Source organism: Alterinioella sp. (assembly GCF_058343375.1).
In genome coordinates, this window is record NZ_JBTUJH010000092.1 from 30298 (window position 1) to 55659 (window position 25362).

The following is a 25362-nucleotide window of genomic DNA, read 5'->3' on the forward strand; positions in this document are numbered from 1 at the left end:
CGGGTCAGGGTCAACTCCACCTGCGCGCCACCAGACCGGCAAGGATGCCCGCAGCCATTCCGCCGATGGTCAGGATGGCAAGGGCACCCGTGGCCAGAACGACCGATATGCCATATTCCAGAAACAGCTCCATCGCGGCAATCGTGGCTTCGCCGGGCCCGTCATAGCGCAGCCTGATCGAACGGTCGAACATCTCCAGCAGGCCGAATATCAGCACCATGAAAAACACGATCTGCACCGAGGTGCGCAGCCCGGTGCCCAGATCCATGATCACCCGCCCGGTCGCATTCGGGCCCATCGTGAACCAGCCCTGAAAAAGACCGACCCCGGCAGCAACCGGGGCCACCATCGCGGCGGTCTGGCCCTCGGGCAAGATGGCGAGATAGGCAAGCCCGGCGAACCAGCCGATAAGGGCGAACAGAATGGCCGAAACCAGTTTTGCAGCGGTGGGCATGGGTCTGCGCGGCCTTTTCATCGGGATCTGCGTCACATCCGACTGTCCGAAAAGACGCCGCATTACGCAAGGGCCGAGATGGATTTTCTGCAAAGGGGGGACGGCGTTGGCCCGGGTCCGGGGGGACGTCCCGCCCCCCCCTACAGCACCTGATCCAGCGCGCGCATCAGTTTTTCGACCTCATCTGCATGTGTGTAATGGGTAAAGCTGACCCGCAGCGCGCCATGACCGGGATCAACGCCAACGGCACGCAGGGCGCGCAGGGCATAGAAATCACCGCCACCGGCCATGATGCCAAGCGGGGCAAGCTTTGCGGCCACCTCCTCGCCCGGATCCTTCAGCGCCATCGCAACCGTGGGCGCGCGGTTTTCAGCCATGGCCCCACCAACCAGCCGCACCGAGTTCTTCGACGACAGAAACTCCAGCAGCGGTTTCAGCAGAGCCACCTCGGCCGCACGCATCAGATCATGGGCAAATCGCGCCGCACCCGCGCCGGTGGCAGGGCCGCCATGATGGGCCGACAGCGCCTCGACATAATCGGCCATCCCGGCGCAGGCGGCAATCTGGGCGTGATCCGGCCCGGCCGGGGTAAAGCGTTTATAGAGGCAATCGGCATTGAAATAATGCCCCTGATTGGGCAGCGCCATGCCAAGTGCGCGGCGGATCACCATGATGCCCTGATGCGGCCCATAGGTCTTGTAGGCAGAAAACAGATAGATATCGGCCCCCAGGGCGGCGACATCGGCAAACCCGTGCGGCGCATAGGAAACGCCGTCAACGCAGGTCCAGGCCCCCGCCGCGCGGGCCTTGGCGCAGATCGCGGCCACATCATTGATCTCTCCCACCACATTCGAGCAATGCGGGAAACAGACCAGCCGCACCTTGTCATCCAGCAGGTCATCCAGCGCGGCAGGGTCCAGATGGCCGGTCTCAGGCTCGATCTGCCATTCGCGGATCTCGATACCATCATCGGCCAATCGGCGCCAGGGGCCGGAATTTGCCTCATGATCCTGATTTGTCACGACAATCGCATCGCCCGGCTGCAGGTGCTGGCGAAAGGCCTGGGCCAGAACATAGGTGTTCTGTGTGGTCGATGGGCCAAAGCTCAACTCATCGGTTTCCACCCCCATCATCGCGGCCAGACGGGCCCGCGCCTCATCCATTTCGGCCCCCGCCAGACGGCTGGCCTCATAGGGCGCATAGGGCTGCACCTTGCGCTGATGGTAAAAACGGGTCAGCCGGTCGATCACCGGCGCGCAGGTATAAGAACCGCCGGCATTCTCAAAAAAGGCCTGGCCTTGCAGCGACGGCTCGGCAAAGGCCGGAAACTGCGCGCGAACGTAATCAATGTCGAGTTTGGTCATGGTTGTGAACCTTTCATCATTGCCATCTCGAACGGGGTGCCCGCAGGACGGGTTTCCCCAACCTGGCAGGTCTTCCAGCCGAGCCGGCGAACGCGACAGGGTTCAACGGCAGCCCGTCTGCACGGACAAACCCGGCCTAAGCGAAGCTTGAGGCCGGGTCAAGATCAGGCCCTCTCAGGCGTTCACATCCACCACGACGCGGCCTTTGACCTGGCCTTTCAGGATGGCGCGGCCAAGATCGGGCAGATCGGCCAGCGTGGCTTGGGTCACCATCGCCTCCAGCCTGTCCATCGGCAGATCAGCGGCGATGCGATCCCAGGCGCGCAGGCGGTTGGCATAGGGCTGCATGACGCTGTCGATGCCCAGAAGATTGATGCCGCGCAACAGGAACGGAATCACCGTCGCAGGCAGACCAGCCCCGCCCGCAAGCCCCACAGCCGCGACCGAGGCACCGTATTTCATCTGCCCCAAGACCCGCGCCAGCATCGCACCACCCACGGCATCGACACAGCCCGCCCAGGTCTCAGCTTCAAGCGGGCGCTTGACTGTCTCATTGATCTCTTCGCGCGGCACGATCCGCTTGGCACCAAGCGATTTGAGGTAGTCCGCCTGTTCCGGGCGCCCGGTCACGCCCGCCACATCATAGCCGCGCGCCGCCAGGATCGCGGTGGCGACCGATCCGACACCGCCCGCCGCACCGGTTACCAGAACTTCGCCATGTCCGGGGGTCAGCCCGTGATCTTCAAGGGCCATCACCGCCAGCATCGCGGTAAAACCGGCCGTGCCCACGGCCATCGCCTGCCGGGTGGTCAGGCCCTCGGGCAGCGGCACCAGCCAATCGGCCCGCACCCGTGCCTTTTGGGCATAGCCGCCCCAATGCGCCTCACCGACACGCCAGCCGGTCAGCACCACCTTGTCGCCGGGATTGTAGCGATCATCCGAGGAGGCCTCGACAGTGCCGGCAAAATCGATGCCCGGAATATGCGGGTATTTGCGCACCAGACCGCCACCCGGCCCGATGCAGAGCCCATCCTTGTAATTCAGCGTGGAATATTCCACCGCGACGGTCACTTCCGCTTCGGGCAGCATATCCTCGGAAATCTCTTCGACCCCCGCGACAGGCGTCGCATCGCCCTCTTTGCGCACGATCAGAGCTTTCATCATCCCTCTCCTTCATTTCCAGAATGTCCCGCGCCGCGAAAGGCGCGGGGTCTACCGCCCGCGGATTACTTCGGCCCGTGCCAGTCGATCTGGCAGATCTCGGCCGAGCGGCCGTCGAAATCCCAGACCCGGCCAAAGGCGCGCAGCTTGCCCTTTGAGGCCGTGGCCACCGTGATGTCGGGCCCCATCCAGTATTTGGTGTTGCTGATCACGATATCGGTGTCGGCATCCTTGCCGGCAACCGGGAAAACCACGCCCTCGATCTTTCGGCCCACCGTGATGTGACGGGTCTTGCCCTCGGTCTCATAGCTGACCGGTTGGCGCTCCACCCCGATGATCTCGCCGACCAGCACCTTGAACAGGCCGGTGGTGCCCCTGGCCTTGCCCGAGAAGATGTCGATCAGCCCATGATAGGCGTCATGGCTGGCGCGCTCATCGATGAACAGCGCCACTTTCCAGTTGCCGCGGCCCATCATGCCGGGGATCTCGATCATCAGGCCGATATTGAGGCCCGACAGGTCGATATCGCCGTAATGGCCGCTATCGATGCGCACGCCGCCCCAGGTCTGGCAGTGGCCCTCGGTCGGCGGGTGTTTTCCCAAGGATACCACGCAGGGGCAAAAGACGGTGCAATTGCAGTTCAGGATCAATTCGCCCTTGATGGCCCATTCGACCGTCCCCTGCCCCGATTTCGGGGCCTCGGGGTGGCGGTTGTCGATCCGGGCCGGGGCCTCGATACGGTCACTTGCCATGATGTTTACTCCCTTGTCTCATAACCCATAAACGGCCACCCCTACGGCACCCGCGATCAACAATGCCCCGAGCGGACGGGTCAACCAACGTCCGATTTCGGGCAGTTTTTCCAACACCATGATCAGTGTCGCCAGCCCCATGAAACCCAGATTCATCACGCCGCCAACAAAGGCCAGCGCCATCAGCGCCCAACAGCATCCCAGACAGACAAGGCCAAGCCGCAGCCCGTTGCGCCACGGGCCTTCGTCAAAATGCTGCATGAAGAACGTCAGCGGTGTGCGGCATTTGGACAGGCAGGCCGCTTTTGCGGGCGAAAACTGATAAAGCCCCGCAACCGCCAGCAAGGAGGCCGACAGGATCGGCGACCGGCTGTCGCCAGAGGCGCTGAGCAGATCACCGGCAACCAGCATCACCTGCGCCGCGCCCGCGACCAGTGAAAAGCCGAGCCAGATGGCCAGATAGCCCGCCACCAGCGGCCAGAACCGGATTTTTGCGCCGCTATGGCCAAGATCTTCATAGGTGGCAAAGGCGGGCAGCGCCGTGGGGGCCATCATGGCCGCGCTCATCAGGGCCCACATGGTGACAACCCGGACATATCCCGCCATGTCGGGCGTGAGCGCGCCGTGGCTGATCCAGGATTGTGCCCCATCCATATGGCCGCCCGCGCCCATATCGGCAGGGATTGCCATGAGGTAGAGCAACACCCAGGCCCCCAGAATTACCCCGAACAGCAACAGCCAATGCGGTGCCGCCATGGATCTGATCCGTCCTGCGATCACGCTTTTCCCCTTCTGGCTGCGACTCGGTGCTTGCTTTTTAAATGTCAGACTTTTAAATGTCTGACAAATGAAAATTGATCCGCAAAGCCCCGATCTGTCCGCCCAGATCGCCAAGGCAATCCGCGATGCCATTGTTTCGGGCGACCTGATCGTCGATGAGCGCCTGCCGTCAGAGACGGAAATGTCCGAACAGTTCAAGGTGTCCCGCCCCACAGTGCGCGAGGCGCTGAAGCGTCTGGCGGCGCAATCGCTGATCCGCACCCAACGCGGGGCCTTTGGCGGGGCGTTCGTGAACCGGCTGTCCTATGAGGAGGCTTACGGTCAGCAGATCACCACCTCGACCCTGCTGCTCAGCATGAATGCGGTCAGTTTCGATGTCGCCTGCGAGGCGCGGTTTGCGCTGGAACGCGCCTGTGCGCCCTTGTCGGCCATGCGCCGCAGCGCCGATCATCTGGCCACGATGCGCGCCGAGATCTTTCGCCAGAACCAGCCGGGCCTGACCGATGAGGCGTTCTGCGCCTCTGACGTCGCCTTTCACCGGGCACTGGTCGACGCTGCCGGCAATCCGGTGCTGTCCTATCAGCTGGCCGGCGCGGTCGAGGCGATGCAGCCGTTGATGAACATGATCACCTTCACCGCCCGGTCGCGCGAAGAAATTATTGCCCTTCACGGGGCCATTGCCGATGCGATGGAAAATGGCGACGGGTCGGAAACCTGCCGCCAGCTGGAAGCGCTGGAACGCTACACGGTCACCCTCGCCCGTTCGGTTCTGGCCAAACGGGCGCGGGATTAGCAACAGTATCTTCACGCGGGCCTCCACGGTGTATTTCTGGCCAGCATTGCGTTTGCGATATTGATGCAGGTTTTCTGAGAAATGCTATTGGCGGCTTGTGCCGCAATGCCTTCTGGCGCGGGCGGCAGCAGCGCTTCATCGCGAAACTGATCGGGGGGGGCGGGGACCAGGGCGGTATGGCGTCGCAGGCACCGGGCTCAGCACAAGGATCAGCGCAGGGCTCAGCGCGCCAGACCTGCCATGACATCGCCGGGAACCAGCATGTCATCGACGACACGTGCGGCGGCGGCGGCGGCGGCCAGCCCCGTCTGGCTGTCATCTTGCAGCGCCGCGAGGGCGATGGCGATGGCCGGGTCGGCGTTGTCCAGATAGGCGGCGCGCGCCTCCAGTCGGATCCGGGCCTGTTCGATCAGCGTGGTGCGCAGGGGGCCGGGTTCGGTGATCCGGGCCAGCGCCAGCAGCGGCGCAACCGGTGCCGCGGCAAAGCCTTCCCGGGCGGCCAGATCAGCCAGATCGGCGACCGGGCGATCCGCGAACAGATCGGCAAAAAGGGCTGCATCATTCAGCAACCTGCGGCGCGCCGCGGGCGTATCGCCGCCTTCCAGCGCCAGAGCCTCGGACCGCAGGGCCAGCCCGGCATAGGCCTGCGCGGCAGCGTCGAAATCGGGCATGCCCACGGGCGGCAGCAGTTCCAGCCCCGCAATGGTGGCCGCCGATGGGCTTTGCGACGACGCCCAGACCTGATCGGCCTCCTCCAGTGCCTGATAATAAAGCGCATCACAGCAGCCGACGGATTGTGCCAGATCGGTCCAGAAGGCGCGTTCGGTCAGCCGGGCGACATCATCCGACAGCCACATCGGGATCCGGTCCGCCAGATCCAGAACCTGGGCCATGGGGGCCGCCAGCGCCGCCTCGGCCGCAGCGGCAGACACCTCACCGGCCGCCACCGCCGCCTGCCAATTGGCCAGCCTGGTGTCGTGGGCCCCGAAAAACAGCCGCATCCGCGCCCAGCGCTGAAAGACCGTCGCGCTCCAGCGGTCGAGATAGCGCTGCGAAAACCCGATACCTGCGTCGCTGAAGGCGGTTTGCAGCAGGCCACGGGTGCGTGCCAGGGCGAACTCTTCATTCCGCGCATCTTCGGCATCTGCCAGAGCGGCGCGATATTCAACGATCCGATCAGCAGTTTGGGCCCGCACCTGCAAAGGCAGGGCGAGCAACAAAAGCCCGATCAGGGCAAAAATTCGTATCATTGCCCCCCCTTTCCTCGTTCTCAGAACAGCGCCGAACTGAGGCTTTGCAAAGCCGGGCCAAACCCACCACCGGTCGGGGTTGATTGCGCCATCACCCGCGCCGGCAAGAGAAGGAAAAGAAAGAACAGTGCTGTCAGGAAATTGCGCATCGTTTACCCTCCGCTTTGCAGTTTCACGTCGCCTTTCTTAAAAGTGTCATATCTACACTTAAATGGCAACCCCCCTTGGCAAACCTGGCTCGGACAGCAAAAATACCTTCAATATCTGTAATATGCACATGAACAGGCGGGCAAAATGAAGATCGCGACCTTCAACATCAATGGAATCAAGGCCCGGTTTCAGGCGCTCGGGGACTGGCTGGACGAATCGTCGCCCGATATCGCGCTGTTGCAGGAGATCAAATCGGTGGATGCAAACTTCCCGCGCGAGATGTTCGAGGATCGCGGCTACAATATCGAAACCCATGGCCAGAAAAGTTTCAACGGGGTGGCGATCGCATCGAAATTTCCGCTGGAGGATGTGGTGCGCGGCCTGCCGGGTGACGACGATGACGAACAGGCCCGCTGGATCGAGGCCACGGTGGTGGGGGATCGGGGTGCGGTGCGGGTTTGCGGGCTCTATCTGCCCAATGGCAACCCCTGCCCCGGCCCGAAATACGATTACAAACTGGCCTGGATGGCACGGATGGAGGCCCGCGCCCGGGCGCTGCTGGCCAGCGAGATGGCGGTGGTGATGGCGGGCGATTACAACATCATCCCGCAAGATGAGGATGCCGCCCGGCCAGAGGCCTGGAAAGAAGACGCGCTGGCCCGCCCCGAAAGCCGCGCCGCCTTTCGCCGGATCCTGAACCTGGGATTTACCGAGGCCTTTCGGGCCCGGGTTCGGGGCCCGGGGCATTATTCCTTTTGGGATTATCAGGCCGGAGCCTGGCAAAGGAATGACGGCATCCGCATTGATCATCTGCTGTTGAGCCCGCAGGCCGCCGATCTGCTGATCGCGTGCCGGATCGAGGCTGAGATGCGCGGGCGTGAGCGGCCATCCGATCACGTGCCGGTTTGGATAGAGCTGGCGGCGTGACAACCGGGATGCGACCGGGCCCGCCTTGGGCCCTTCATCTTTGGGGGCGTTGCCCCCCGTCGCCTTGCGGCGCCTCCCCCCAGGATATTTGATGCGCAAAGAAGGCGGGGGCTGCGTTAACCTTAATATCGGGTGACGTCGTGACCGTAGAGCCAGTCGAATTTCCGCGTCACCATTTTGGGGACCAACCTGGTGCCCAGTTTCAGTGCCAGATGCGCCATGGCGCGGTAGGGGCCCGGGCGCAGGTGATAGTTTTCGGCGTTTCTTGAGGCCGCATCGACCACCCGCGACACCCGCACCCGTCGGCGCGCCTGATAGCTTGCGAACCCGGCCTCGGGCGTCTCGGTGTCATCGAGGCTGGCGGCCAGCACCCAGGCATCTTCCAGCGCCATATTGGCACCTTGGGCCAGAAATGGCAGCGTCGGATGGGCGGCATCGCCCAAAATGACCGCCCGACCCTGCCACCAATGGCGCGCGACAGGATGACGGAAAAGGCCCCAGAGAAAGACCTCTTCGGCGCGGAACAGCAGATCGCGAACCTCGGGGCAGAAATCGGCAAAGGCGCGATAGGGGGCCTGCGCGTCATCGCGGTGATGCCAGTCCTCGGCGGCCCATTCGTCGCGTTCTTCCACCGCAACCACATTCATCAGCGCCCCACCGCGCAGCGGATAGGTCACCAGATGGCGCCCCGGCCCCATGTAAACATTGGCTTCCGCAGGGGTGGTCGGATCATCCCAGGGGATGGTGGCGCGCCAAGCGACCTGGCCGGTAAAGAAGGGCTGTCCGGATTTGTTCAGCGCGGCGCGGGTCGGCGAATGCAGGCCATCGGCCCCGATCAGAAGCGGCACGGTTTCTGTGTGGCCGCCCTGAAAAAGCAAGGTGGCACCGGTATCGGAGGCGGTGACGGTGGTGATCTTCTGGCCAAGCTCGATCGACACGCCCGCATCCAGCGCGCCCTTGCGCAAAAGCGCGATCAGATCGGCGCGATGCATCAGGTGATAGGGCCGGTCGGCGCGCGTCAGATCCAGCCGGAAGACCGGGTCGCCACGACGAAAATCGCGCAAGTTTACGGCCTGGGCGCGCGGGGCCGCAGCGGCAAGTTCAGCCCCCAGACCCAAGGCCCGCAGCACAACCGCGCCATTGGGCGTGACCTGGAGCCCGGCCCCGACCTCGCGGATCGCATCGGCCTGTTCCAGCACCCGCACCACAGCACCGCGTCCGGCCAGCGCGCAGGCCACGGCCAGCCCCCCAATACCCGCCCCAAGAACGGTGATTTCCTGGCCCTTCAGCATGGCGACACCCCTATCAGATGAAAAACACCGGGCGCAGATCCTGCCCCCGGTGCAATCTGTCCCGGACTTGCGGGAAGTTCCAGTGCGCGCGGGGCCGCAGCCCCCGGCAGGCATCAATCGTCGCGATGCACTTTCTCGCGCCGCTCATGGCGTTCCTGTGCCTCAAGGCTCATGGTGGCGATCGGCCGCGCGTCCAGCCGCTTCAACGAGATCGGATCACCGGTTTTTTCGCAGTAACCATATTCGCCCTGTTCGATCCGGCGCAGCGCGCTGTCGATCTTGGAGATCAGCTTGCGCTGGCGATCCCGGGTGCGAAGTTCCAGCGCGCGGTCGGTTTCCTCGGACGCGCGATCGGCCACATCAGGGATATTGCGGGTATCGCCCTGCAACACCGCAACGGTGCCGCGGCTTTCATCCAGCAACTCATTGCGCCATGCGAACAGCTTGCGACGGAAATATTCAACCTGACGGGCATTCATGAACGGTTCGTCCTCGGCAGGACGGTAATCTTCAGGCAGAAAGACTTCGGCTTTCATTGTGTTCCCCTTGTTGGGGCCTGTCTCAGAATGCGACTCAGTCATCTCATCCTCATGTGGCCTCATTGCCGCCCGATTACTCCAACGCGCCCTCCTTGTCACCCATCTATTGCCGGCTTGTGACCAAAGAAGGGCGTGCTATGGTCGCGCCCGCGCAACCGCTTACAAGGTATTGAGGGATGGCATGAAATTTGACGGAACGCCCGATTACGTGGCCACCGAAGACCTGAAAGTGGCGGTCAATGCCGCCGTCACCCTGCAGCGCCCGCTGCTGGTCAAGGGCGAACCCGGCACCGGCAAGACCGAGCTGGCCAGGCAGGTGGCAAGGGCCCTGGATCTGCCGATCATCGAATGGCATGTGAAATCCACCACCCGGGCGCAACAGGGGCTTTATGAATATGACGCCATCAGCCGGTTGCGCGACAGCCAACTGGGCGAGGGCCGGGTCAATGACGTGGCCAATTACATCCGCAAGGGCAAGCTGTGGCAGGCCTTCGAGGCCCCTGATCGGGTGGTGTTGCTGATTGATGAGATCGACAAGGCCGATATCGAATTTCCCAACGACCTTCTGCAGGAACTGGACCGGATGGAGTTCTTCGTCTACGAGACCGCCGAGACCATCAAGGCGATCAACCGGCCGATTGTCATCATCACCTCGAACAATGAAAAGGAACTGCCCGACGCCTTCCTGCGGCGCTGTTTCTTCCACTACATCCGGTTTCCCGAGATGGACGTGCTGAAAGCGATCGTCGAGGTCCATCACCCCGGCATCAAACCGGCGCTGCTGACCACCGCGCTGACGCAGTTCTACGAGATCCGCGATCAGGCGGGGCTGAAGAAAAAACCCTCGACCTCAGAGGTGCTGGATTGGCTCAAGCTGTTGCTGGCCGAAGATCTGACGCCCGAGGATCTGAAGCGCGACGGGGCCAATGCCTTGCCGAAACTGCATGGTGCGCTGCTGAAGAACGAACAGGATGTGGCGCTGTTCGAGCGGTTGGCCTTTCTGGCGCGCTCCGGGCGCTGAAATTGCGCCCGCCCGGCCCCGGATGACCTGAACCCGTGCAGTGCCATGGGTCTGCTTGCATGACCCCCAATTTGTGCCACAATCGCCCCCTAGCCTGCCCCCAGACCAAGCAGACCCCGACGAAGGCCCAAAAAATGACCGCAGAGCTGAACATTCGCCCGATCCGGGGCCAGGACCGTGACCGGTGGCAAGTGCTGTGGCGGGCCTATCTGGCATTCTACGACACCGATGTCGGGGCGGACATCTATGAGACCACTTTCGACCGCTATGCCGACCCCGATTTCACGGATATGCGCGGCTGGATGGCATGGGACGGCGACACCGCCCTTGGCCTGGCCCATTCCATCGCCCATCTGCACGGTTGGAAATCTGAGCCGACGACCTATCTGCAAGACCTGTTCACCACCCCCGCGGCCCGTGGCAAAGGCGTTGCCCGCGCCCTGATCGACACTGTCTATGCAGATGCTGATGCGGCCGGGCGAGCATCGGTCTATTGGGTGACCCAGACCGGGAATTCGACCGCCCGCGCGCTCTATGACAAGATCGCACAGCCGACAGATTTCATGATTTACCGCCGTAAACTGGACTGATGATTTGCGCAAATCCACCATTGCCCTGCTGACAACCGCGCTGCTGAGCGCCTGCGCCCCCGCCGCTGTCACCGATCTGCCGGAACGCCGCGAAGCAAGCTTGCCGCGCGCCCTGCCGCCGATGGCGATGTTCGGCACCCCCCGGCCGGAAAACACAACCCGCTCCAATACCGATATCGCGCGCGATTTCCTGCGCCTCAGCTTCGAGATGGAAAGCGGCCGCGCCATCCCCGTGCTGTCACGGTTCGAGGGGCCCGTTACCATCGCTGTCGCACCGGGGGCACCGCCGACGCTGAACCGGGATCTTGAACGCCTGATCGCCCGGTTGCAAAACGAGGCCCGGATCGACATTCGCCAGATCCCCTATGGCAGCGAGACCGCTTCGATCACGATCGAGACGCTGCCGCGCGCCCGGATGCAGCGCGCCGTGCCGCAAGCCGCCTGTTTCGTGGTGCCGCGCGTGTCATCCTGGGCCGAGTTTCGCCAGGCCCGCCGCAGCGCCCCCACGCTCGACTGGACCACTTTGCAGACCCGCGACGAGGTGGCCGTTTTCATCCCCTCCGATGTCAGCCCGCAGGAGGTGCGCGATTGTCTGCACGAGGAAATCGGCCAGGCCCTGGGGCCGCTCAATGACCTGTATCGGTTGTCGGATTCGGTCTTCAACGACGATAATTTCCATGCCGTGCTGACCGGGTTCGATATGCTGATCCTGCGCGCCTATAATGATGATGCGCTGGCCTCGGGGATGACGCGGAACGAGGTTTCGGCCCGCCTGCCGACAATCCTTTCACGGCTCAACCCGGCCGGCAACCGCGCGCCCTCGGGCGGGCCGGACATGCCGAACCGGCAATGGATTGCGGCCATCGAGGATGCGCTCGGCTCGCGCCTGTCGCCTCAGGGGCGCATTGCGGCCGCCGAACGCGCGGTCCAGATCGCTGTCAGCCAGGGCTGGAGCGATGTGCGCATCGGGTTCAGTCATTTCGCGCTTGGCCGCCTGACGCTGGCGCGCGATCCAAACCGGTCGGTGCGCGCCTTTGTCACCGCTGGCACCTATTTTCGCCGCATCGACCCGAACAGCATTCAGGTTGCCCATGTCAATATGCAACTGGCGGCTTTTGCCCTGTCAGCAGGCGATTCAAATCAGGTTCTGGCGCTGGTGGGCGACGCTCTGCCTGCGGCCACGCGGGCAGAAAACGCCTCGCTTCTAGCCACACTTTTGATGATGCGCGCCGAGGCGCTGGAGATGCAGGGCCGCGTGTCAGAGGCTGCTGTCGTCCGGCTCGACAGTCTGGGTTGGGCGCGCTATGGCTTTGGCGCGGATCAGGCGGTGCGCGACCGGTTGACAGAAGTGGCCGCCCTGCCCCCGCAAAGCTGACAACCGACCGGAAAAGGACGATATGGTAAATATTCTTGGGCTATTGATCGGCGCGGGCCTTGGGGCCGTGATTGCGCGCCGTCGCGGCGGAAATCGCATGGATCTGCTGCATTTTGCCGGCGTTTTCGGGCTGATCGGCCTGATCATCGGCACCTTTATCGGCATCTTTATTCTGCGCGGCTGAGCCTGATGTTCCTGCCCTTCTACCAAACCCTTCGCGCAGCCCGCATCCCGGTCAGCCTGCGCGAATATCTGGTTTTTCTGGAGGGCGTCAGCGCCGGGTTGGTGACCTATGACATTGACGGGTTCTACTACCTCGCGCGCGCCGCGATGGTAAAGGATGAACGCCACCTTGACCGCTTCGACCGGGCCTTTGCCCATGCTTTCGAGGGCTTGGAGGCGATCACCCCCGATCAGGTGCTGGAGGCCGCCGACATCCCCGCCGAATGGCTGAAGAAACTGGCCGAAAAACACCTGAGCGCGGAAGAACGCGCCGAGATCGAGGCGCTTGGCGGCTTCGACAAGCTGATGGAGACATTGCGCGAGCGGCTCAAGGATCAGCAGGGGCGCCATCAGGGCGGCGGAAAATGGATCGGCACCGCGGGCAGCTCGCCCTTTGGGGCCTATGGCTACAATCCCGAAGGCGTGCGTATCGGCCAGCAGACAAGCCGCCATCAGCGCGCGGTCAAGGTCTGGGACAAGCGCGAATTCAGAAATCTCGATGACAGCGTCGAACTGGGCACCCGCAATATCAAGGTGGCGCTGAAACGCCTGCGCCAATGGGCCCGCTCCGGCGCGCATGAGGAACTGGACCTTGACGGCACCATCCGGGCCACCGCCGAACAGGGCTATCTCGACGTGAAAACCCGGCCCGAGCGGCATAATGCGGTGAAACTGGTGCTGTTTCTCGATGTTGGCGGCTCGATGGATGCCCATGTCCAGGTGGTCGAGGAGCTGTTCAGCGCCGCGCGGTCCGAATTCAAGCATCTGGAACATTACTATTTCCACAATTGCCTGTATGAAGGGGTCTGGCGCGACAACCGGCGGCGCTGGAGTGAACAGATCCCGACCCTTGATGTGTTCAATACCTATGGGCCTGATTACAAATGCATATTCGTCGGAGACGCGTCGATGTCACCCTATGAGGTCGCCTTTCCCGGCGGTGCCAATGAACATTGGAACGCCGAGCCGGGCCAGGTCTGGCTGGAACGCGCCCGCGCGCAATGGCCCGACCACCTGTGGATCAACCCGACCCCGCGCGACCATTGGTGCCATACCCAGTCCATCACCATGATCGCCGAGATCTTTCAGGGCGCAATGGTGCCTATGACGCTGGCGGGCATTGATGCGGGCATGCGGGTGCTGAGCCGATGAAAGCCCTGCGGTTTCTCTGGCGCCAGCACCGCGCCGCCCTTTTGGTGTTCATGCTGGCCCTGGTCGCGGTTGCGTTTTTTGGCACCAGAATGACGATGCGGTGGGTCTACTGGAGCGACCCCGCGCATCAGGATCAACCCATCGCGGGCTGGATGACGCCGGGCTATATCGCGCAATCCTACGGGGTGGATATGGATGTCATCCGGGCGGCACTGGGTCTGGACGATTCCAGCCCGCACTGGATGCCACTTGATGAGATTGCACGGGCGTCGGGGCAAGACCGCGCCGATCTGGTCGCCGCAATCGAGGCTGCAATAGCAGCCGCAAGGGCCGGGGGCCAATGATGGAGGCCGCGCTGGCACTGGTGCCGCAATATGGCGTCTGGCTGCTGGCGCTCACAACCTTTCTGTCCTGTCTGGCGCTGCCGGTTCCGGCCTCGATTTTCATGCTGACCGCGGGCGGGTTCGTGGCTGTGGGCGATCTGGTCGCCTGGCAGGTGATGGCAGGGGCCTTTGGCGGGGCGGTTCTGGGCGATCAGGCCGGATACGCCCTGGCACGCGCCGGGCGACGCGGCTTGCCGACCCGGATTGCCGCCAACCCCGCCATGGCACGGGCCAGCGCGTTTCTTGCCAGACGCGGATTTGTTGCCGTCTTTCTCAGCCGCTGGCTGTTTGCTCCGCTTGGGCCCTACATGAACTTCGCCGCCGGCCTGACCGCGCAGAACTGGCGGATGTTCGTGATTGCGGGGGCCGCCGGAGAAGTCGTGTGGGTGGTCTTATATGTTGGTCTGGGCATGCGTTTCGCCGATGATCTGGTGGCGCTGGCCGATATTCTGGGCAATGCCTCGGGCTTTCTGGCGGCGCTGGCGGTGCTGGTGGCGATGGCGGTCTACCTGAAATCCGCTTTGGCGCGGCGCGGCCGTAAAAACGCTTGAGAACCCACGGCCCGCGCCCCATATCTGAACTATGATCCTGCGTCTGACCCCAATTCTGCTGGCCATCCTCTACGGGCTTGGCATGTATCACTTCTCAGCCTGGCGCACCCGGCGCGAATTGGATGAAAAGTCGAGCGAACTGGCCGACCCCGCCCTGCGCGCGCTTTGTGCGCGCATGGCGGCGGCGTTGGAAGTCAGCCGTATCCGGGTCTATCTTTACGAGGTCGATCCGGTCAATGGTCTGGCCGCCCCCGATGGCCGGATCTTTCTGACCCGCGGCTTTTATGAGAAATACCGCAAAGGCGACGTGACGGGCGAAGAAATGGCCAGCGTCATTGCGCATGAATTGGGTCATGTAGCCCTGGGCCATTCGCGCCGCCGGATGATTGATTTTTCAGGGCAGAATGCCATTCGCACCGTGTTGGCCACCATCCTGGGCCGGTTCATTCCCTGGATCGGGCCGTGGATTGCCGGGGTTCTGACCTCCATTCTGGCCGCCCGGCTGAGCCGGAAGGATGAATATGAGGCCGATGCCTATGCCGCCGCGCTGTTGATGAAATCCGGGATCGGGACGGGGCCGCAAAAGTCGCTCTTTACCAAGCTGGAGCGGCTGACCGGCATGGGCGGGCGCGGTGCCCCGGCCTGGTTGATGAGCCACCCGAAAACCGCTGACCGGATCGCGGCGATCGAGGCGCTGGAAGCCAGATGGGCCGAGGCATGAGCGTGAAAGCCGGTGTCGCCCGCTGGTGCGGGCGATCCGGGCCGCGCGCCCTGCGGGCGCGCGGCGGCAGTTCCAAAGGCCACGGCAGTTCTGTGAAGTCCAGTTTCGGAATGGATATTTGAAGCGCAAAGAAGCCGGGATCAGCGCGTCAGGGCCTTGCCGAGGCGCGGCAGGCGGGCGCGTTTGAGAAGGGCGCGCAACGAAAGATCGGTATGCGGGCGGGCTGCCTCATAGGCTTTGTCGACGATTTCGGTGATTGCGGCGGGATGGCTTTGCCACAGCGCGTAGAGAATGGCATCTGGATGGCGCGCCGTGATGCCATGGCCGACCAGTTCGCGCGGCGGGAAATCTCTGAGATTCAGGGTGATGATGGTCGCGGCACCGCCCTTGATCGCGGTTGCCAGCACATGGATATCACCGGGATCAGGCAACCAGAGCGCGGCCTCCGTTTCTGGGTCGGCGGCGATTTCCGCCTCTGGCCAGGTGGCCCGCATCCGCGCCATTTCACCACTGGCAAAGATGCCGTCACCGGGCACCAGACGTTCGGCGGTGCGCCGCCATTCTTCAAAAATGCGCGCCGACCATAAGGGCTGGATCAACCCGGCCCGCGCCGCGCCCAACAGGATCTGGCGCAACACCGTCGGGTAGAGCACGCAAGTATCCAGAACCGCGATCATGGCAAGAGACGGAAACCCAGCACCTTGAGATATCCGGTTTCCGTCAGGCCCGGGTGCTGCGGATGATCGGGCCCGGCAAAGCCGGTATGGATCAGGCGCGGATCACGCCCCGCCCGCCCGATGCCGCGCAGGCAGGCGGCGCGAAACTTGCCCAGATCGGCAGCGTGCGAGCATGAACACAGCATCAGCGTGCCGCCCGGTTCGACAAGTTGCGCCGCCAGCCGGGCGACCCGTTCATAGGCGCGCAACCCCGCCGTCAGCGCAGGCTTTGCCGGCGCAAAAGCGGGCGGATCGGCGATGACGATGTCAAAGCGGCGCTTGTCAGTCACCAACCCTTCCATCACCTTGAACGCATCACCGGCGCGGGTGGAAAACCGATCCGACACGCCCATGCCGGCCGCGCCCCTGGTGGCAAGCTCCAAGGCCGCATCCGAGGCATCGACCGCCAGCACCTCTACCGCCCCGCCCGCAAGGGCCGCCAGACCAAAGCCGCCGACATGGGCGAAGATATCAAGCACGGATGCCCCGCGCGCCATCTGGGCCACAAAGGCCTGATTGGGTCGTTGATCGTAGAAAATGCCGGTTTTCTGCCCGCCCGTGACATCGGCCAGATAAGTGGCCCCGTTCATCACAACCGGGATCGGGGCTGCGGGCGCGGTGCCGCGCAGGATGGCCATATCCTCAGGCAGGCCTTCCAGCGCGCGGGCCCGGCTTTGCCCGTTCTTGATCAGGCAGCTGGCCCCGGTCAGATCGGTCAGGATATCGGCGATCTGGTCCAGCCGGTCCTCCAGCCAGATTGCATTGGGCTGAATCACCAACGTGGCGTCAAACCGGTCGATGACAAGCCCCGGCAGCGCGTCGCCTTCGGCATGGACAAGCCGGTAAAACGGCGCATCAAAAAGCCGGTCGCGCAGGGCCAGGGCGGCGCCCAGGCGGGCGCGCAGCCAGGTGGCATCGATCACGGCATCGGGGGTGCGGTCGAGCACCCGGAACGCGATCTTGCCAGCCACGGTTGCCACGCCGATCGCAATCGGCACCCGTTCGCCATCTTCCAGAACGGCCAGAGCCCCCGGCGGCACCGCCTTGGAGCGGCGGTCGAGGACAAGTTCATCGCCCCAGGCCCAGGGGTGGCCATGGCGGATTCGGCGGGCATCGGCTTTGGGTTTCAGCCGCAAAACGGGTAAGGGGGGTGCTGTCATGGCACCCCCCTTACCGGGTTTCAGTGACCTTGCAAACGGGTCAGGACAGGAATTGTCCACCCGGTGCGGCCGGTGCGGCCGGAGGGGTAAGCCCGAATTCCTGGCGCGCCCATCCGATGATCTGGCTTTGGATCCGGTCACGCTGATAGACGCCGTTGCGTTCCGATTCGATTGCGCGCTGGCCACCCAAGGCGCGGAAGGTCAGGTCGATATTGCGCGGCCCGGTCAGGGCCTGGCCGGTTACGGCATCGCGCACGGTGAACAGGAACTCGATCTCATGTTCGCCGCCAATGGTATATCGGGCGCGTTCGGTCAGCGCGTGAAAGCGGGTCACTTCAAGCTCGACAATCACCGGCGTGGTGCCGTCCATCGGGCGCAGGGCAAATTCCATGGCCTCAGCCATAAGCGCCTGAACCTGTGCGTAGCGGTCGCCGATCGGGTCTTCGCGCCATACGATATCGGACCGCGGCTTGATGCGGTTCGACTCGGACACGGTCAGGGTTTCGGGGACGTCGATCACGATCTCCTGGATCTGCCAATTGGCGCTGACAACACTGGTCGGCAGCGCGCCCATGGCGGGAAGATCCTGGGTCACGTCGATCTGGGGAAGGCTGGCACAGGCCGAAACGCCCAATGCGGCGAGGCCCAGAAATGCGATTGTAAAACGTTTCATGCTCATCTCTCCTGCCCGCAGATTGTTATTGGTTTCACGAGCTATCTGGTTTTTCGATACCCCTAGAATGGCTCTGAAATCGGGCGGAATAACGAAACCCCCGGTGCATTGCCGGGGCCATTTTGTGCAAATTCGAGGCAAGGGCTGCGCAAATTATGGCAAGATCATCGCCGCGCAATACGCTTGTTTTCACCGAATTAAGCATCTTTCCGCAACAATGGCCTGGCGCAAATGCGTCAACCTTGCGCCACATTCATGCGCTGCTGGCCAAGCCCCTCGATCTCCAGCATCACCTCGTCACCGGCAGCCAGAAACCTGGGCGGGTTCATGCCCGCACCAACGCCGGCTGGCGTGCCGGTGGCGATGATATCGCCGGGGTGAAGGGTGAAAAACTGGCTCAGATAGGCGACCGAATGGGCCACGCCAAAGATCATGTCGCGCGTGTTTCCGTCTTGCATGATCTGGCCATTCACACTCAGGCGCAGGCTCATGTTCTGGGGGTCGGCGATCTCATCGGGGGTGACCAGCCAGGGGCCGACCGGGCCAAAGGTGTCACAGCTTTTGCCCTTGGTGAACTGACCCGCACGCCGTTTCTGATAGTCGCGCTCAGAGACGTCATTGACCGCCACAAAGCCTGCGATATGATCCATTACCTGATCTTCGGTGATGTATTTCGCGGGCTTTCCAATGACGATGCCAAGCTCCACCTCCCAATCGGTATGGGTCGATCCGCGTGGCAATTCGATGGTGTCATTCGGCCCGCAAATCGCCGATGTGGCCTTCATGAAAATCATCGGTTCCTTTGGCAGGGTCGATCCGGTTTCAGCCGCGTGATCGGAATAGTTGAGCCCGATACAGATCATCTTGGCAGTCCCCGCCACCGGCGTGCCAAACCGGGGATTGCCGGTCACAACGGGGCCGTCGGCGGTCAGCTCCGAAAGCCGTCCGAGGACCGCGCCCGACAGATCGTCAACCTGATCCGAAAGGTCGTGCAACACGCCATCATCGTCCAGAACGCCCGGTTTTTCCTGACCGATTTCCCCGTATCGCAGAAACTTCATGACACATTTCCCCATTATGGCTGATAGTCAGACCAGAAAGACCCAAGCCACCAGGAGGGTCAAGCCGGTCCGGGCATGGCTGCGTCAATCAACGCCTCAGCCGGGGTTTTTTCAGCCGCGTCAGCAACCGGCGCGGGCGGCGGTTTTCGTGCCGGCGGCAGGCCCGCACCCGGCATCAGGCAGATCGCGCGCTTGCCCGATTTGCACCCCAACCGGGCGTGCAAGATGGGTTTTCCCGTCACATCCGAAACGCGCATATCCGTCAGATCGGCGCGATCAAATTCCAAAATATCGCCGACCTCAAGGGCCTGAAGCCGCGCCAGTGGCATGGTCTGGCGCATCAAGACAGCCTCCAGCGCCACCGGGGCTTCTGCCGCAATCGCGGGCCAGATCCGGGCCCAGGCCAGCCGGTCGCCGGACCCGTCATCGACCTGCAGGACGCCATCCTGCGTGACCGGGACACATAGCATCACCTGGCCCGTCTTGGCCCCGCCGCCAAGCGTCAGGCCGGCACCGATCAGGTGATAGGGCCGATCAGGAAACAACAGGTCAAGCTGGCGCTCATCACTCAGGCAGGTGCCATAGGTCAGGCCAAGCGGCCAGTTGACGCCGGGCTGGCCGGTCATTTCAGCGGCAAACGCGCTGAGAAAGAGACCGATGAAATCACGCGTCAGGGCGGCGTCGATCCGGGTGGTTTCACGCAGCAATGCCGGGCTGGTATCTACCTTGCCGGTGGTTTGCACCTCGACCAGCGCATCGACAACACCGCTTTCCAGCACGCATAGCGCGCGGATATCTCCGGGGCCTTCCAGCACGGCCATCAACCGGCGCTCCGGCAGGGCTGCCTTGACCTCGGCCAGGCCGATATCCCAATGCGGGTCTTGCGGGTCCACCTCTGCATTCAGGCCGTCATAAGGGGCCCCCGCCTGGCGCAACGCGCGCAGCAGCGCACCGCCCAGATCGGCGGGCCGCAGCAGATTGCGCGCAGGCCCTGCGCCCGATATCTGCAATTTTCGGACCAGCGCTGCATTAAAGCCGCTTTGCGCCATGGTTCACCTTTCCCAAAGGGCCGCGCTTTGGGCCGCTTTCATATGGTTATGCCAAGGGCAAGGTTAAGAATTCGTCAAGCGGCGCTCAGGGCACGCGCCGGCAGCCGGACCCGAAACGCAGCGCCACCCCGGCCCGGCACATAGGTCAAACCACCACCCAGACGGGCCATGACCTCGCGGCTGATGGCCAGGCCAAGCCCGGCCCCCTGCGCGTCGCGGGTTGTCTCCAGCCGGGTGAATTTCTCGAAGATCAGGCGGCGCTGATGCTGTGGAATGCCCGACCCGTTATCGGCAAACTCCACATCGACATGGGGGCCGCTTCGCAGCACCGAGATGCGCAGTTCAGGGGCCTGCGCATCGCAGTATTTCTGCGCATTGGAGATCAGATTGATAAAGACCTGCGCCAGCCGGTCGGGATCGGTCCACAGCGCGATCTCCTCGGCGGCTCTGTCGCGGATGATTGCAATGCGCCCGCCCGCCTCCATCACACCGGTGGCATGTTCGGCCCGGTCCAGCACATCGGCCAGGCTGGCGCTGCTTTCATTCAGGGTGACCCGGCCATGTTCCAGCACGCTGAGATCCAGCAGATCATCCAACAGCCGGGTCAGGCGCATGCTCTCGGCATTGATGATGGTGGAAAACCGGGCCCGGGTCTTGGCATCGAGGGCCTCATCGCGCATCAATAGCTCGGAAAAGGCCCGGATCGAGGTCATCGGCGTGCGCAATTCATGGCTGATCTGACTCAGGAAAGCGTCTTTTTGTTCGCCCAGTTCGGTCAGCTTTTCATTGGCCTCGCGCAGGCGCCGGGCAGACCGGGTCAATTCCTTCGATTGCAGTTCCAACCGACTGGAATATTCCATCATCTGCGCGGTTTCATCGGCCACGGCCAGCAGGTCGCTTACCGATACGCTGGCCCCGCCGGTGATCTGATACACCATCGCATGTGCCGTGGCAGCCCCCACAGACCCGGTCAGCTCGCGTTCCAGCATCTTCAGAAAATCGGGGTTGGGTTCGGGCAGGCTGGCGGCCCTGCCCTGCGCGCGCGCGGCCTCCTGAAACAGCCGCCCGGCCCGGCCCGAGCCAAGGATCCGCTGCGCCATGATCAAAAGATCATCTGCCGCCGCCGCCCCGGCCTGCCAGCCAAGCGCGGGTGTCGAATGGTCAAACACATTGACAAATTGCGCGCCCTGCAACCGTTCCATCGGAGACGGAAACGTCACCAGTGAGACCAGCGTGAAGATAAACAGATTGGCCCCAAGCGACAGCACCATCGCCGTCAACAGCGGATCGGCCCCGGTAATTCCCAGCGGCGTCTCGGGCCTGAGCCAGTCGATACCGAATGGCCCCTCGCTCAACAATCCCTGCATCAGCCCCGATGTGGCGGCATTGGGCAAGAGCAGCACCCAGGCCCAGATGGCAAAGCCGGTGGAAATCCCCGCCCCCGCCCCCACCCGGGTCGCGCCGCGCCAGAAAATGCCCCCCAAAAGCGCCGGCAGCACCTGCGCCACCCCCAGAAAGGCAATCAACCCGATCGAGGCCAGCGCCTCGGTGCCGCCAGAGGCGCGGTAATAGATCAGCCCCAATGTCAGCACGCCGGCAATGCTGAGGCGGCGCGCCATCAGAACCACGCGCCGCATATCGCCCGACATCGGGTCATCGCGGGCCGCAACGCGCAGCCAGATCGGCACGATGATATGGTTCGACAGCATCGTGCTGAGTGCCAGCGCCGCGATGATCACCATGGATGTGGCCGAGGAAAACCCGCCCAGAAACACCAACAGCGCCAGCCAATCCTGGTTGAAGGCCAGCGGCAGCGTCAGCACATAAAGATCGGGGTTGGCATCGGGCAACACCTCCAGCCCGACCACGGCAATGGGCAGAACAAAGAGGCTCATCAACAGCAGATAAAGCGGAAAGGCCCAGGCCGCCGTCGCCAGGTGGCGTTCATCGGAATTTTCCACCACCATGACCTGAAACATGCGCGGCAGACACAAGATGGCGGCCGCCGACAGCATGGTCAGCCCGACCCAACGCGCCCCGTTCGATGTCCATTCCGATATCGGGCTGGCCTCGATCCGCGCCAGGATGTCGGATGGCCCGTCAGCCACCCCCCAGACCACGAACAGCCCCACCGCGACCAGGGCGGCCAGTTTCACGATCGCCTCCAGCGCGATGGCCGAGACCAGACCGGGGTGGCGTTCATTCACATCCAGCGACCGGGTGCCGAAAATGATGGTAAAGAGCGCCAGCCCCGCGGCCACCCAGACCGCGGTTGCATCGCTGCCCAATTCGCCAAAGGCACCCGGTTGCGCAAAGACCGAAAATGACAGCGTCACCGATTGCAATTGCAACGCCAGATAGGGCGTGGTGCCAACCACCGCCAGCACCGTGACCAGTGCCGCCAACCCGCCAGATTTTCCGTAGCGGCTTGAAATCATGTCAGCAATCGACGTGATCCTTTGCGCCCGACCGATCCGCACCAGTTTTCTCAGCAACCAGAACCAGCCGACAAAAACCAGCGTCGGCCCTAGATAGATGGTCATGAACTCCAGCCCCGACCGCGCCGCCGACCCGACCGCGCCATAAAATGTCCAGGCGGTGGTGTAGATCGACAGGGACAGGGTGTAGACAAAGGGCGAGTTCAGCCAGCGCGCGCGCCCGTCTGCGGCGCGTTTTTCGGCCAGAAACGCCACCGCGAACAAACCCACAACATAGAGCACGCTGATGGCGACCAACCCGTCCAGCGAGAGCATCAGTTATCCTCCGCCTCATCCGACGGCTGATCCTGAGGGGAGGCCTGCCCAAGCGCTGCCGACAACACCGCCGACAGAACCACCAGCCCGGCCCAGACCAGAAGAAAATAGACCAGCCAACCGCCGGTGCCACCGCCGACGCCGGTATTGGATGTCAGGATGAACACCGGACCAAAGAACAGGAACGCCCCCAGAACCGGGGCCAGACGCGCCGCATCCTGCAACCGGTTCCGCCGATAGGTGCGGCGCTCCAGAAACAGCCGCCGGTTCATGATGCGGGCCTGCGGCCACCCTTGGCCACATCACGCAGCGTCGCCACCATTTCGGCGTTCGAGAATGGCTTCGTCAGATAGGCATCGGCCCCAAGCGCCAGCGCCAGGTCGCGATCCTTGGTCTGGCCCTTGGCGGTCAGCATCAGCACCGGCAAATCGGCGGTCTCGGGCGCGCCGCGCAGATCGCGCAGAATATCCAGGCCAGACCGCCCCGGCAGCATCACATCCAGCACCAGCACATCGGGTTTGGTGCGGGCAATCTCATCCAGGGCGGTCGCGCCATTGCCATGGCCGCGCACCTCCCAACCGTCGCGCGACAGGATGAAACTGATGGCTTCGAAGATGTTGACCTCATCCTCGATAAGCAAAACCCGGCCGCCCAATCAAGCCCCTCCCCGAAGTTGATATTGGTGTCCGGCCAGCTTGCCGATGCCCCGGCCGTTGTCAAATGGTTGTTTGAAATGTCGACGGGAATGGGCGCGCTGGTCACCGCGCGGTTCAGTGCGGGCTGGCATCGACCCGCCGCGCCGCGCAATTGTCGCGCGGGCACAGCTCGCAACCCGGCCCGACAGCGCGCGCCGCCTGTTCCTCCTCGGTGTCCGAAATCGCGCAGAGCAACATCGTCGCCTGCATCACCGGTTGGACGCCAAATGCCGCCACCCCGACCGGATAGGCCACCGCCCAGGCCCGAAACCGCGACCCGTCGGGCTGCTCCAGCAGCGCAACCTCCGGCACCATCGGGCGCGCCAGTGCCGAATAGAGCGGCCACAGCGCACAGCCCGCCCCGTAGCGCGGGATCGAAAAGGCCGGGATACGGCGGCGAAACACCAGCGCCCCGGCCCCGTCGCAGATCGCCAGGCCGAACCCGGGCACCGCCGCCGGTCCGCCCTCGGGCAGGCTCGCCAGACGCCGCAGCACCAAAGCCACATCGCCGCCGGCAAGATCAAGCAGCGCGCCGGGGTCGAAATCCGCCGCCGACGCGGCCTCCAGAAAAGGGGCCAGCGGCAGCCGGGCCGCATCCTCGGCATAGCGCCGCAGGCGCCGCTCGGCCAGGGCCCGCGCCTTCTCTCCCAACCCCTCCATTGCCGCCACCACATCGCCGATGGCCGCGACCCCGCCGGTCTCCAGCGCCGCAAAATGATGCCCCGCCGCGTCAAATGCCGCCTCCACCATCTCCTGCGGAGTCGCCACCAGCCCGGTCTGCGCTTCCGTGCGCTCGAAATGGCGCAACAGCGCGGTGGCACTGGCCGATAGCCGCTCTGCCTCCTCATGCAGATTGCGATGGAACCGGGCCCGCCAGCTTGCATCCAGATCGGGTTCACGCACCAGAATATCCGAAGTTGCGCGCACCGCCGCCACGGTCGACAAAACCTCATGCATCGAGCCGGCCAGAACCGGGTCATGCGCCAGCCGGTCCCGCAGCCCCTCGACCGCGGCCTCCAGATCAGCGATCCGCTTCTGCTGCGCCGCCACCACCCCGGTCCAACCCGGAAAACGGCCGGCAAACTCATCCATCCGGTCCAGCTCGGCCGGCGGTCCAAGCTGCGCCAGCGGAGCCTTGGCCGCAGCGCGCACCATATCGCTCAGGCTGGCATCCATGCCTTCGGAAAGCCGCGCGGGCTCGACCTCCAGCGCCCCCGCCAGATCCAGCAGCAGCTTGCCGCCAATGCGGCGCTTGTTATGCTCGATAAGGTTGAGATAACTCGCCGAGATTCCCGCCGCCTTGGCCAGATCGCTTTGGCGCAGCCCAAGCGCACTGCGCCGCTCCCGGATCCGGCTCCCGGTCAGCGCATGACGACGCGGTGCAGATGTCTTTGGTGGCATGAAAGCAGCCTTCCAGACGTCAGTTCAACCGCCCCAGATTAACAACAAATCCCAACCCAGTCAAAACCTTGGGCCGATCTTTACAAGCCAACCAAAGTCAGAAAATCAGGCCCTGCCAAAATCACGCCCGCCACCACGACCATTGCAAGATGGACCAGCGCCACAACCCTGCCTCCTGCGACATGAAAAACCGGCAAACCACTTCCCCCCTGCCCGCTTCTTTGCGCTGGTAAATATCCCCGCCGGAGGCTCCGACAGATGTAACGCCCGCCGCCCCTGGGAACATCTGGCCCGCCCCCGGCCACCGGGTGCCAATCAGCAAAAAAGCGGCGGGGGGGGGGGGGGGGGGGGGGGGGGGGCCCGCACAGCACAACACC

The 25362-nt window shown here is 63.6% G+C and carries 28 protein-coding genes; 10 read left to right on the forward strand and 18 right to left on the reverse strand.

What is annotated here, in order from left to right; all coding sequences use genetic code 11:
* Window positions 1–10 precede the first annotated feature (10 nt).
* From ACW8PS_RS13255 to ACW8PS_RS13275, 5 genes are all read right to left on the reverse strand, one after another.
* The gene (locus ACW8PS_RS13255) at window positions 11–454 is read right to left on the reverse strand and encodes a TrgA family protein (protein ID WP_491527954.1); all 444 of its coding nucleotides are present in this window, start codon (window positions 452–454) and stop codon (window positions 11–13) included.
* A gap of 140 nt (window positions 455–594) precedes the next feature.
* Entirely contained in the window at window positions 595–1818 is a 1224-nt protein-coding gene (locus tag ACW8PS_RS13260) for an aminotransferase class V-fold PLP-dependent enzyme (protein WP_491527955.1), read from the reverse strand.
* A 174-nt stretch (window positions 1819–1992) separates the two neighbouring features.
* On the reverse strand, window positions 1993–2982 hold the full coding sequence (gene acuI / locus ACW8PS_RS13265) for an acryloyl-CoA reductase (protein ID WP_491527956.1): 990 nt from the start codon (window positions 2980–2982) through the stop codon (window positions 1993–1995).
* A gap of 62 nt (window positions 2983–3044) precedes the next feature.
* On the reverse strand, window positions 3045–3731 hold the full coding sequence (locus ACW8PS_RS13270; RefSeq protein WP_491527957.1) for a DUF1326 domain-containing protein: 687 nt from the start codon (window positions 3729–3731) through the stop codon (window positions 3045–3047).
* An 18-nt stretch (window positions 3732–3749) separates the two neighbouring features.
* Window positions 3750–4487: a DUF2182 domain-containing protein gene (locus tag ACW8PS_RS13275; RefSeq protein ID WP_491527984.1), complete on the reverse strand. Its 738-nt coding sequence runs from the start codon at window positions 4485–4487 to the stop codon at window positions 3750–3752.
* A gap of 91 nt (window positions 4488–4578) precedes the next feature.
* Here ACW8PS_RS13275 and ACW8PS_RS13280 point away from each other — a divergent pair, with 91 nt between their 5' ends.
* Entirely contained in the window at window positions 4579–5304 is a 726-nt protein-coding gene (locus tag ACW8PS_RS13280) for a FadR/GntR family transcriptional regulator (protein ID WP_491527958.1), read from the forward strand.
* A 221-nt stretch (window positions 5305–5525) separates the two neighbouring features.
* Here ACW8PS_RS13280 and ACW8PS_RS13285 read toward each other — a convergent pair whose 3' ends face one another.
* The gene (locus ACW8PS_RS13285) at window positions 5526–6554 is read right to left on the reverse strand and encodes a hypothetical protein (RefSeq protein ID WP_491527959.1); all 1029 of its coding nucleotides are present in this window, start codon (window positions 6552–6554) and stop codon (window positions 5526–5528) included.
* A 20-nt stretch (window positions 6555–6574) separates the two neighbouring features.
* On the reverse strand, window positions 6575–6703 hold the full coding sequence (locus ACW8PS_RS13290; RefSeq protein WP_491527960.1) for a hypothetical protein: 129 nt from the start codon (window positions 6701–6703) through the stop codon (window positions 6575–6577).
* A gap of 145 nt (window positions 6704–6848) precedes the next feature.
* On the opposite strand from ACW8PS_RS13290, the gene xth reads away from it, so the two are divergent.
* A complete protein-coding gene (gene xth, locus ACW8PS_RS13295; RefSeq protein ID WP_491527961.1) occupies window positions 6849–7631 on the forward strand; it encodes an exodeoxyribonuclease III in 783 nt (260 codons plus the stop codon).
* A 122-nt stretch (window positions 7632–7753) separates the two neighbouring features.
* Here xth and ACW8PS_RS13300 read toward each other — a convergent pair whose 3' ends face one another.
* Complete coding sequence (locus ACW8PS_RS13300; RefSeq protein WP_491527963.1) at window positions 7754–8923, reverse strand: FAD-dependent monooxygenase; 1170 nt, start codon at window positions 8921–8923, stop codon at window positions 7754–7756.
* A 113-nt stretch (window positions 8924–9036) separates the two neighbouring features.
* Window positions 9037–9459: an RNA polymerase-binding protein DksA gene (gene dksA, locus ACW8PS_RS13305; RefSeq protein WP_491527964.1), complete on the reverse strand. Its 423-nt coding sequence runs from the start codon at window positions 9457–9459 to the stop codon at window positions 9037–9039.
* Between the two features lie 184 nt (window positions 9460–9643).
* Here dksA and ACW8PS_RS13310 point away from each other — a divergent pair, with 184 nt between their 5' ends.
* The 8 genes from ACW8PS_RS13310 (at window position 9644) to ACW8PS_RS13345 (ending at window position 15477) form a co-directional block, all read left to right on the forward strand.
* A complete protein-coding gene (locus ACW8PS_RS13310; RefSeq protein WP_491527966.1) occupies window positions 9644–10483 on the forward strand; it encodes an AAA family ATPase in 840 nt (279 codons plus the stop codon).
* Window positions 10484–10617: 134 nt separating this feature from the next.
* Window positions 10618–11073 (forward strand): GNAT family N-acetyltransferase, encoded by a 456-nt coding sequence (locus ACW8PS_RS13315; protein ID WP_491527967.1) that lies wholly within the window; start codon window positions 10618–10620, stop codon window positions 11071–11073.
* A 4-nt stretch (window positions 11074–11077) separates the two neighbouring features.
* The gene (locus ACW8PS_RS13320) at window positions 11078–12448 is read left to right on the forward strand and encodes a DUF2927 domain-containing protein (RefSeq protein WP_491527968.1); all 1371 of its coding nucleotides are present in this window, start codon (window positions 11078–11080) and stop codon (window positions 12446–12448) included.
* 22 nt (window positions 12449–12470) lie between these two features.
* On the forward strand, window positions 12471–12632 hold the full coding sequence (locus ACW8PS_RS13325; RefSeq protein ID WP_491527969.1) for a hypothetical protein: 162 nt from the start codon (window positions 12471–12473) through the stop codon (window positions 12630–12632).
* A gap of 5 nt (window positions 12633–12637) precedes the next feature.
* Window positions 12638–13822, forward strand: coding sequence for a vWA domain-containing protein (locus ACW8PS_RS13330; RefSeq protein ID WP_491527970.1), 1185 nt, complete (start codon window positions 12638–12640; stop codon window positions 13820–13822).
* Window positions 13819–14166: a hypothetical protein gene (locus ACW8PS_RS13335; protein ID WP_491527971.1), complete on the forward strand. Its 348-nt coding sequence runs from the start codon at window positions 13819–13821 to the stop codon at window positions 14164–14166. The genes ACW8PS_RS13330 and ACW8PS_RS13335 overlap by 4 nt, the downstream gene beginning before the upstream one ends.
* Window positions 14163–14756, forward strand: a complete 594-nt coding sequence (locus ACW8PS_RS13340) for a DedA family protein (protein ID WP_491527972.1) — start codon at window positions 14163–14165, stop codon at window positions 14754–14756. Before ACW8PS_RS13335 ends, ACW8PS_RS13340 begins: the two co-directional genes overlap by 4 nt.
* 34 nt (window positions 14757–14790) lie before the next feature.
* On the forward strand, window positions 14791–15477 hold the full coding sequence (locus tag ACW8PS_RS13345; RefSeq protein WP_491527985.1) for a M48 family metalloprotease: 687 nt from the start codon (window positions 14791–14793) through the stop codon (window positions 15475–15477).
* 140 nt (window positions 15478–15617) lie between these two features.
* Here the strand turns inward: ACW8PS_RS13345 and ACW8PS_RS13350 are convergent, their stop codons facing one another.
* The 9 genes from ACW8PS_RS13350 to ACW8PS_RS13390 form a co-directional block, all read right to left on the reverse strand.
* Window positions 15618–16154: an RSP_2648 family PIN domain-containing protein gene (locus tag ACW8PS_RS13350; protein WP_491527973.1), complete on the reverse strand. Its 537-nt coding sequence runs from the start codon at window positions 16152–16154 to the stop codon at window positions 15618–15620.
* On the reverse strand, window positions 16151–17353 hold the full coding sequence (locus ACW8PS_RS13355) for an RSP_2647 family RNA methyltransferase (RefSeq protein ID WP_491527974.1): 1203 nt from the start codon (window positions 17351–17353) through the stop codon (window positions 16151–16153). Before ACW8PS_RS13355 ends, ACW8PS_RS13350 begins: the two co-directional genes overlap by 4 nt.
* Before the next feature lie 40 nt (window positions 17354–17393).
* Window positions 17394–18026, reverse strand: coding sequence for a DUF6778 family protein (locus tag ACW8PS_RS13360; protein WP_491527975.1), 633 nt, complete (start codon window positions 18024–18026; stop codon window positions 17394–17396).
* Between the two features lie 236 nt (window positions 18027–18262).
* Window positions 18263–19087 (reverse strand): fumarylacetoacetate hydrolase family protein, encoded by an 825-nt coding sequence (locus ACW8PS_RS13365; protein ID WP_491527976.1) that lies wholly within the window; start codon window positions 19085–19087, stop codon window positions 18263–18265.
* A gap of 59 nt (window positions 19088–19146) precedes the next feature.
* On the reverse strand, window positions 19147–20136 hold the full coding sequence (locus ACW8PS_RS13370; RefSeq protein WP_491527977.1) for a FliM/FliN family flagellar motor switch protein: 990 nt from the start codon (window positions 20134–20136) through the stop codon (window positions 19147–19149).
* A gap of 74 nt (window positions 20137–20210) precedes the next feature.
* On the reverse strand, window positions 20211–22889 hold the full coding sequence (locus tag ACW8PS_RS13375) for an ATP-binding protein (protein WP_491527978.1): 2679 nt from the start codon (window positions 22887–22889) through the stop codon (window positions 20211–20213).
* Entirely contained in the window at window positions 22889–23161 is a 273-nt protein-coding gene (locus ACW8PS_RS13380; protein ID WP_491527979.1) for a hypothetical protein, read from the reverse strand. Before ACW8PS_RS13380 ends, ACW8PS_RS13375 begins: the two co-directional genes overlap by 1 nt.
* Complete coding sequence (locus ACW8PS_RS13385) at window positions 23158–23544, reverse strand: response regulator transcription factor (RefSeq protein WP_491527980.1); 387 nt, start codon at window positions 23542–23544, stop codon at window positions 23158–23160. Before ACW8PS_RS13385 ends, ACW8PS_RS13380 begins: the two co-directional genes overlap by 4 nt.
* A gap of 115 nt (window positions 23545–23659) precedes the next feature.
* Window positions 23660–24985, reverse strand: a complete 1326-nt coding sequence (locus ACW8PS_RS13390; protein WP_491527981.1) for a short-chain fatty acyl-CoA regulator family protein — start codon at window positions 24983–24985, stop codon at window positions 23660–23662.
* Window positions 24986–25362 lie beyond the last annotated feature (377 nt).

What these genes read in the sequence shown, in the direction of transcription:
- ACW8PS_RS13255 (WP_491527954.1), bottom strand. Translation starts at nt 454, where the DNA reads ATGCCCACCGCTGCAAAACTGGTTTCGGCCATTCTGTTCGCCCTTATC.
- ACW8PS_RS13260 (WP_491527955.1), bottom strand. Translation starts at nt 1,818, where the DNA reads ATGACCAAACTCGACATTGATTACGTTCGCGCGCAGTTTCCGGCCTTT.
- acuI (WP_491527956.1), bottom strand. Translation starts at nt 2,982, where the DNA reads ATGATGAAAGCTCTGATCGTGCGCAAAGAGGGCGATGCGACGCCTGTC.
- ACW8PS_RS13270 (WP_491527957.1), bottom strand. Translation starts at nt 3,731, where the DNA reads ATGGCAAGTGACCGTATCGAGGCCCCGGCCCGGATCGACAACCGCCAC.
- ACW8PS_RS13275 (WP_491527984.1), bottom strand. Translation starts at nt 4,487, where the DNA reads ATGGCGGCACCGCATTGGCTGTTGCTGTTCGGGGTAATTCTGGGGGCC.
- ACW8PS_RS13280 (WP_491527958.1), top strand. Translation starts at nt 4,579, where the DNA reads ATGAAAATTGATCCGCAAAGCCCCGATCTGTCCGCCCAGATCGCCAAG.
- ACW8PS_RS13285 (WP_491527959.1), bottom strand. Translation starts at nt 6,554, where the DNA reads ATGATACGAATTTTTGCCCTGATCGGGCTTTTGTTGCTCGCCCTGCCT.
- ACW8PS_RS13290 (WP_491527960.1), bottom strand. Translation starts at nt 6,703, where the DNA reads ATGCGCAATTTCCTGACAGCACTGTTCTTTCTTTTCCTTCTCTTGCCG.
- xth (WP_491527961.1), top strand. Translation starts at nt 6,849, where the DNA reads ATGAAGATCGCGACCTTCAACATCAATGGAATCAAGGCCCGGTTTCAG.
- ACW8PS_RS13300 (WP_491527963.1), bottom strand. Translation starts at nt 8,923, where the DNA reads ATGCTGAAGGGCCAGGAAATCACCGTTCTTGGGGCGGGTATTGGGGGG.
- dksA (WP_491527964.1), bottom strand. Translation starts at nt 9,459, where the DNA reads ATGAAAGCCGAAGTCTTTCTGCCTGAAGATTACCGTCCTGCCGAGGAC.
- ACW8PS_RS13310 (WP_491527966.1), top strand. Translation starts at nt 9,644, where the DNA reads ATGAAATTTGACGGAACGCCCGATTACGTGGCCACCGAAGACCTGAAA.
- ACW8PS_RS13315 (WP_491527967.1), top strand. Translation starts at nt 10,618, where the DNA reads ATGACCGCAGAGCTGAACATTCGCCCGATCCGGGGCCAGGACCGTGAC.
- ACW8PS_RS13325 (WP_491527969.1), top strand. Translation starts at nt 12,471, where the DNA reads ATGGTAAATATTCTTGGGCTATTGATCGGCGCGGGCCTTGGGGCCGTG.
- ACW8PS_RS13330 (WP_491527970.1), top strand. Translation starts at nt 12,638, where the DNA reads ATGTTCCTGCCCTTCTACCAAACCCTTCGCGCAGCCCGCATCCCGGTC.
- ACW8PS_RS13335 (WP_491527971.1), top strand. Translation starts at nt 13,819, where the DNA reads ATGAAAGCCCTGCGGTTTCTCTGGCGCCAGCACCGCGCCGCCCTTTTG.
- ACW8PS_RS13340 (WP_491527972.1), top strand. Translation starts at nt 14,163, where the DNA reads ATGATGGAGGCCGCGCTGGCACTGGTGCCGCAATATGGCGTCTGGCTG.
- ACW8PS_RS13350 (WP_491527973.1), bottom strand. Translation starts at nt 16,154, where the DNA reads ATGATCGCGGTTCTGGATACTTGCGTGCTCTACCCGACGGTGTTGCGC.
- ACW8PS_RS13355 (WP_491527974.1), bottom strand. Translation starts at nt 17,353, where the DNA reads ATGACAGCACCCCCCTTACCCGTTTTGCGGCTGAAACCCAAAGCCGAT.
- ACW8PS_RS13360 (WP_491527975.1), bottom strand. Translation starts at nt 18,026, where the DNA reads ATGAAACGTTTTACAATCGCATTTCTGGGCCTCGCCGCATTGGGCGTT.
- ACW8PS_RS13365 (WP_491527976.1), bottom strand. Translation starts at nt 19,087, where the DNA reads ATGAAGTTTCTGCGATACGGGGAAATCGGTCAGGAAAAACCGGGCGTT.
- ACW8PS_RS13370 (WP_491527977.1), bottom strand. Translation starts at nt 20,136, where the DNA reads ATGGCGCAAAGCGGCTTTAATGCAGCGCTGGTCCGAAAATTGCAGATA.
- ACW8PS_RS13375 (WP_491527978.1), bottom strand. Translation starts at nt 22,889, where the DNA reads ATGCTCTCGCTGGACGGGTTGGTCGCCATCAGCGTGCTCTATGTTGTG.
- ACW8PS_RS13380 (WP_491527979.1), bottom strand. Translation starts at nt 23,161, where the DNA reads ATGAACCGGCGGCTGTTTCTGGAGCGCCGCACCTATCGGCGGAACCGG.
- ACW8PS_RS13390 (WP_491527981.1), bottom strand. Translation starts at nt 24,985, where the DNA reads ATGCCACCAAAGACATCTGCACCGCGTCGTCATGCGCTGACCGGGAGC.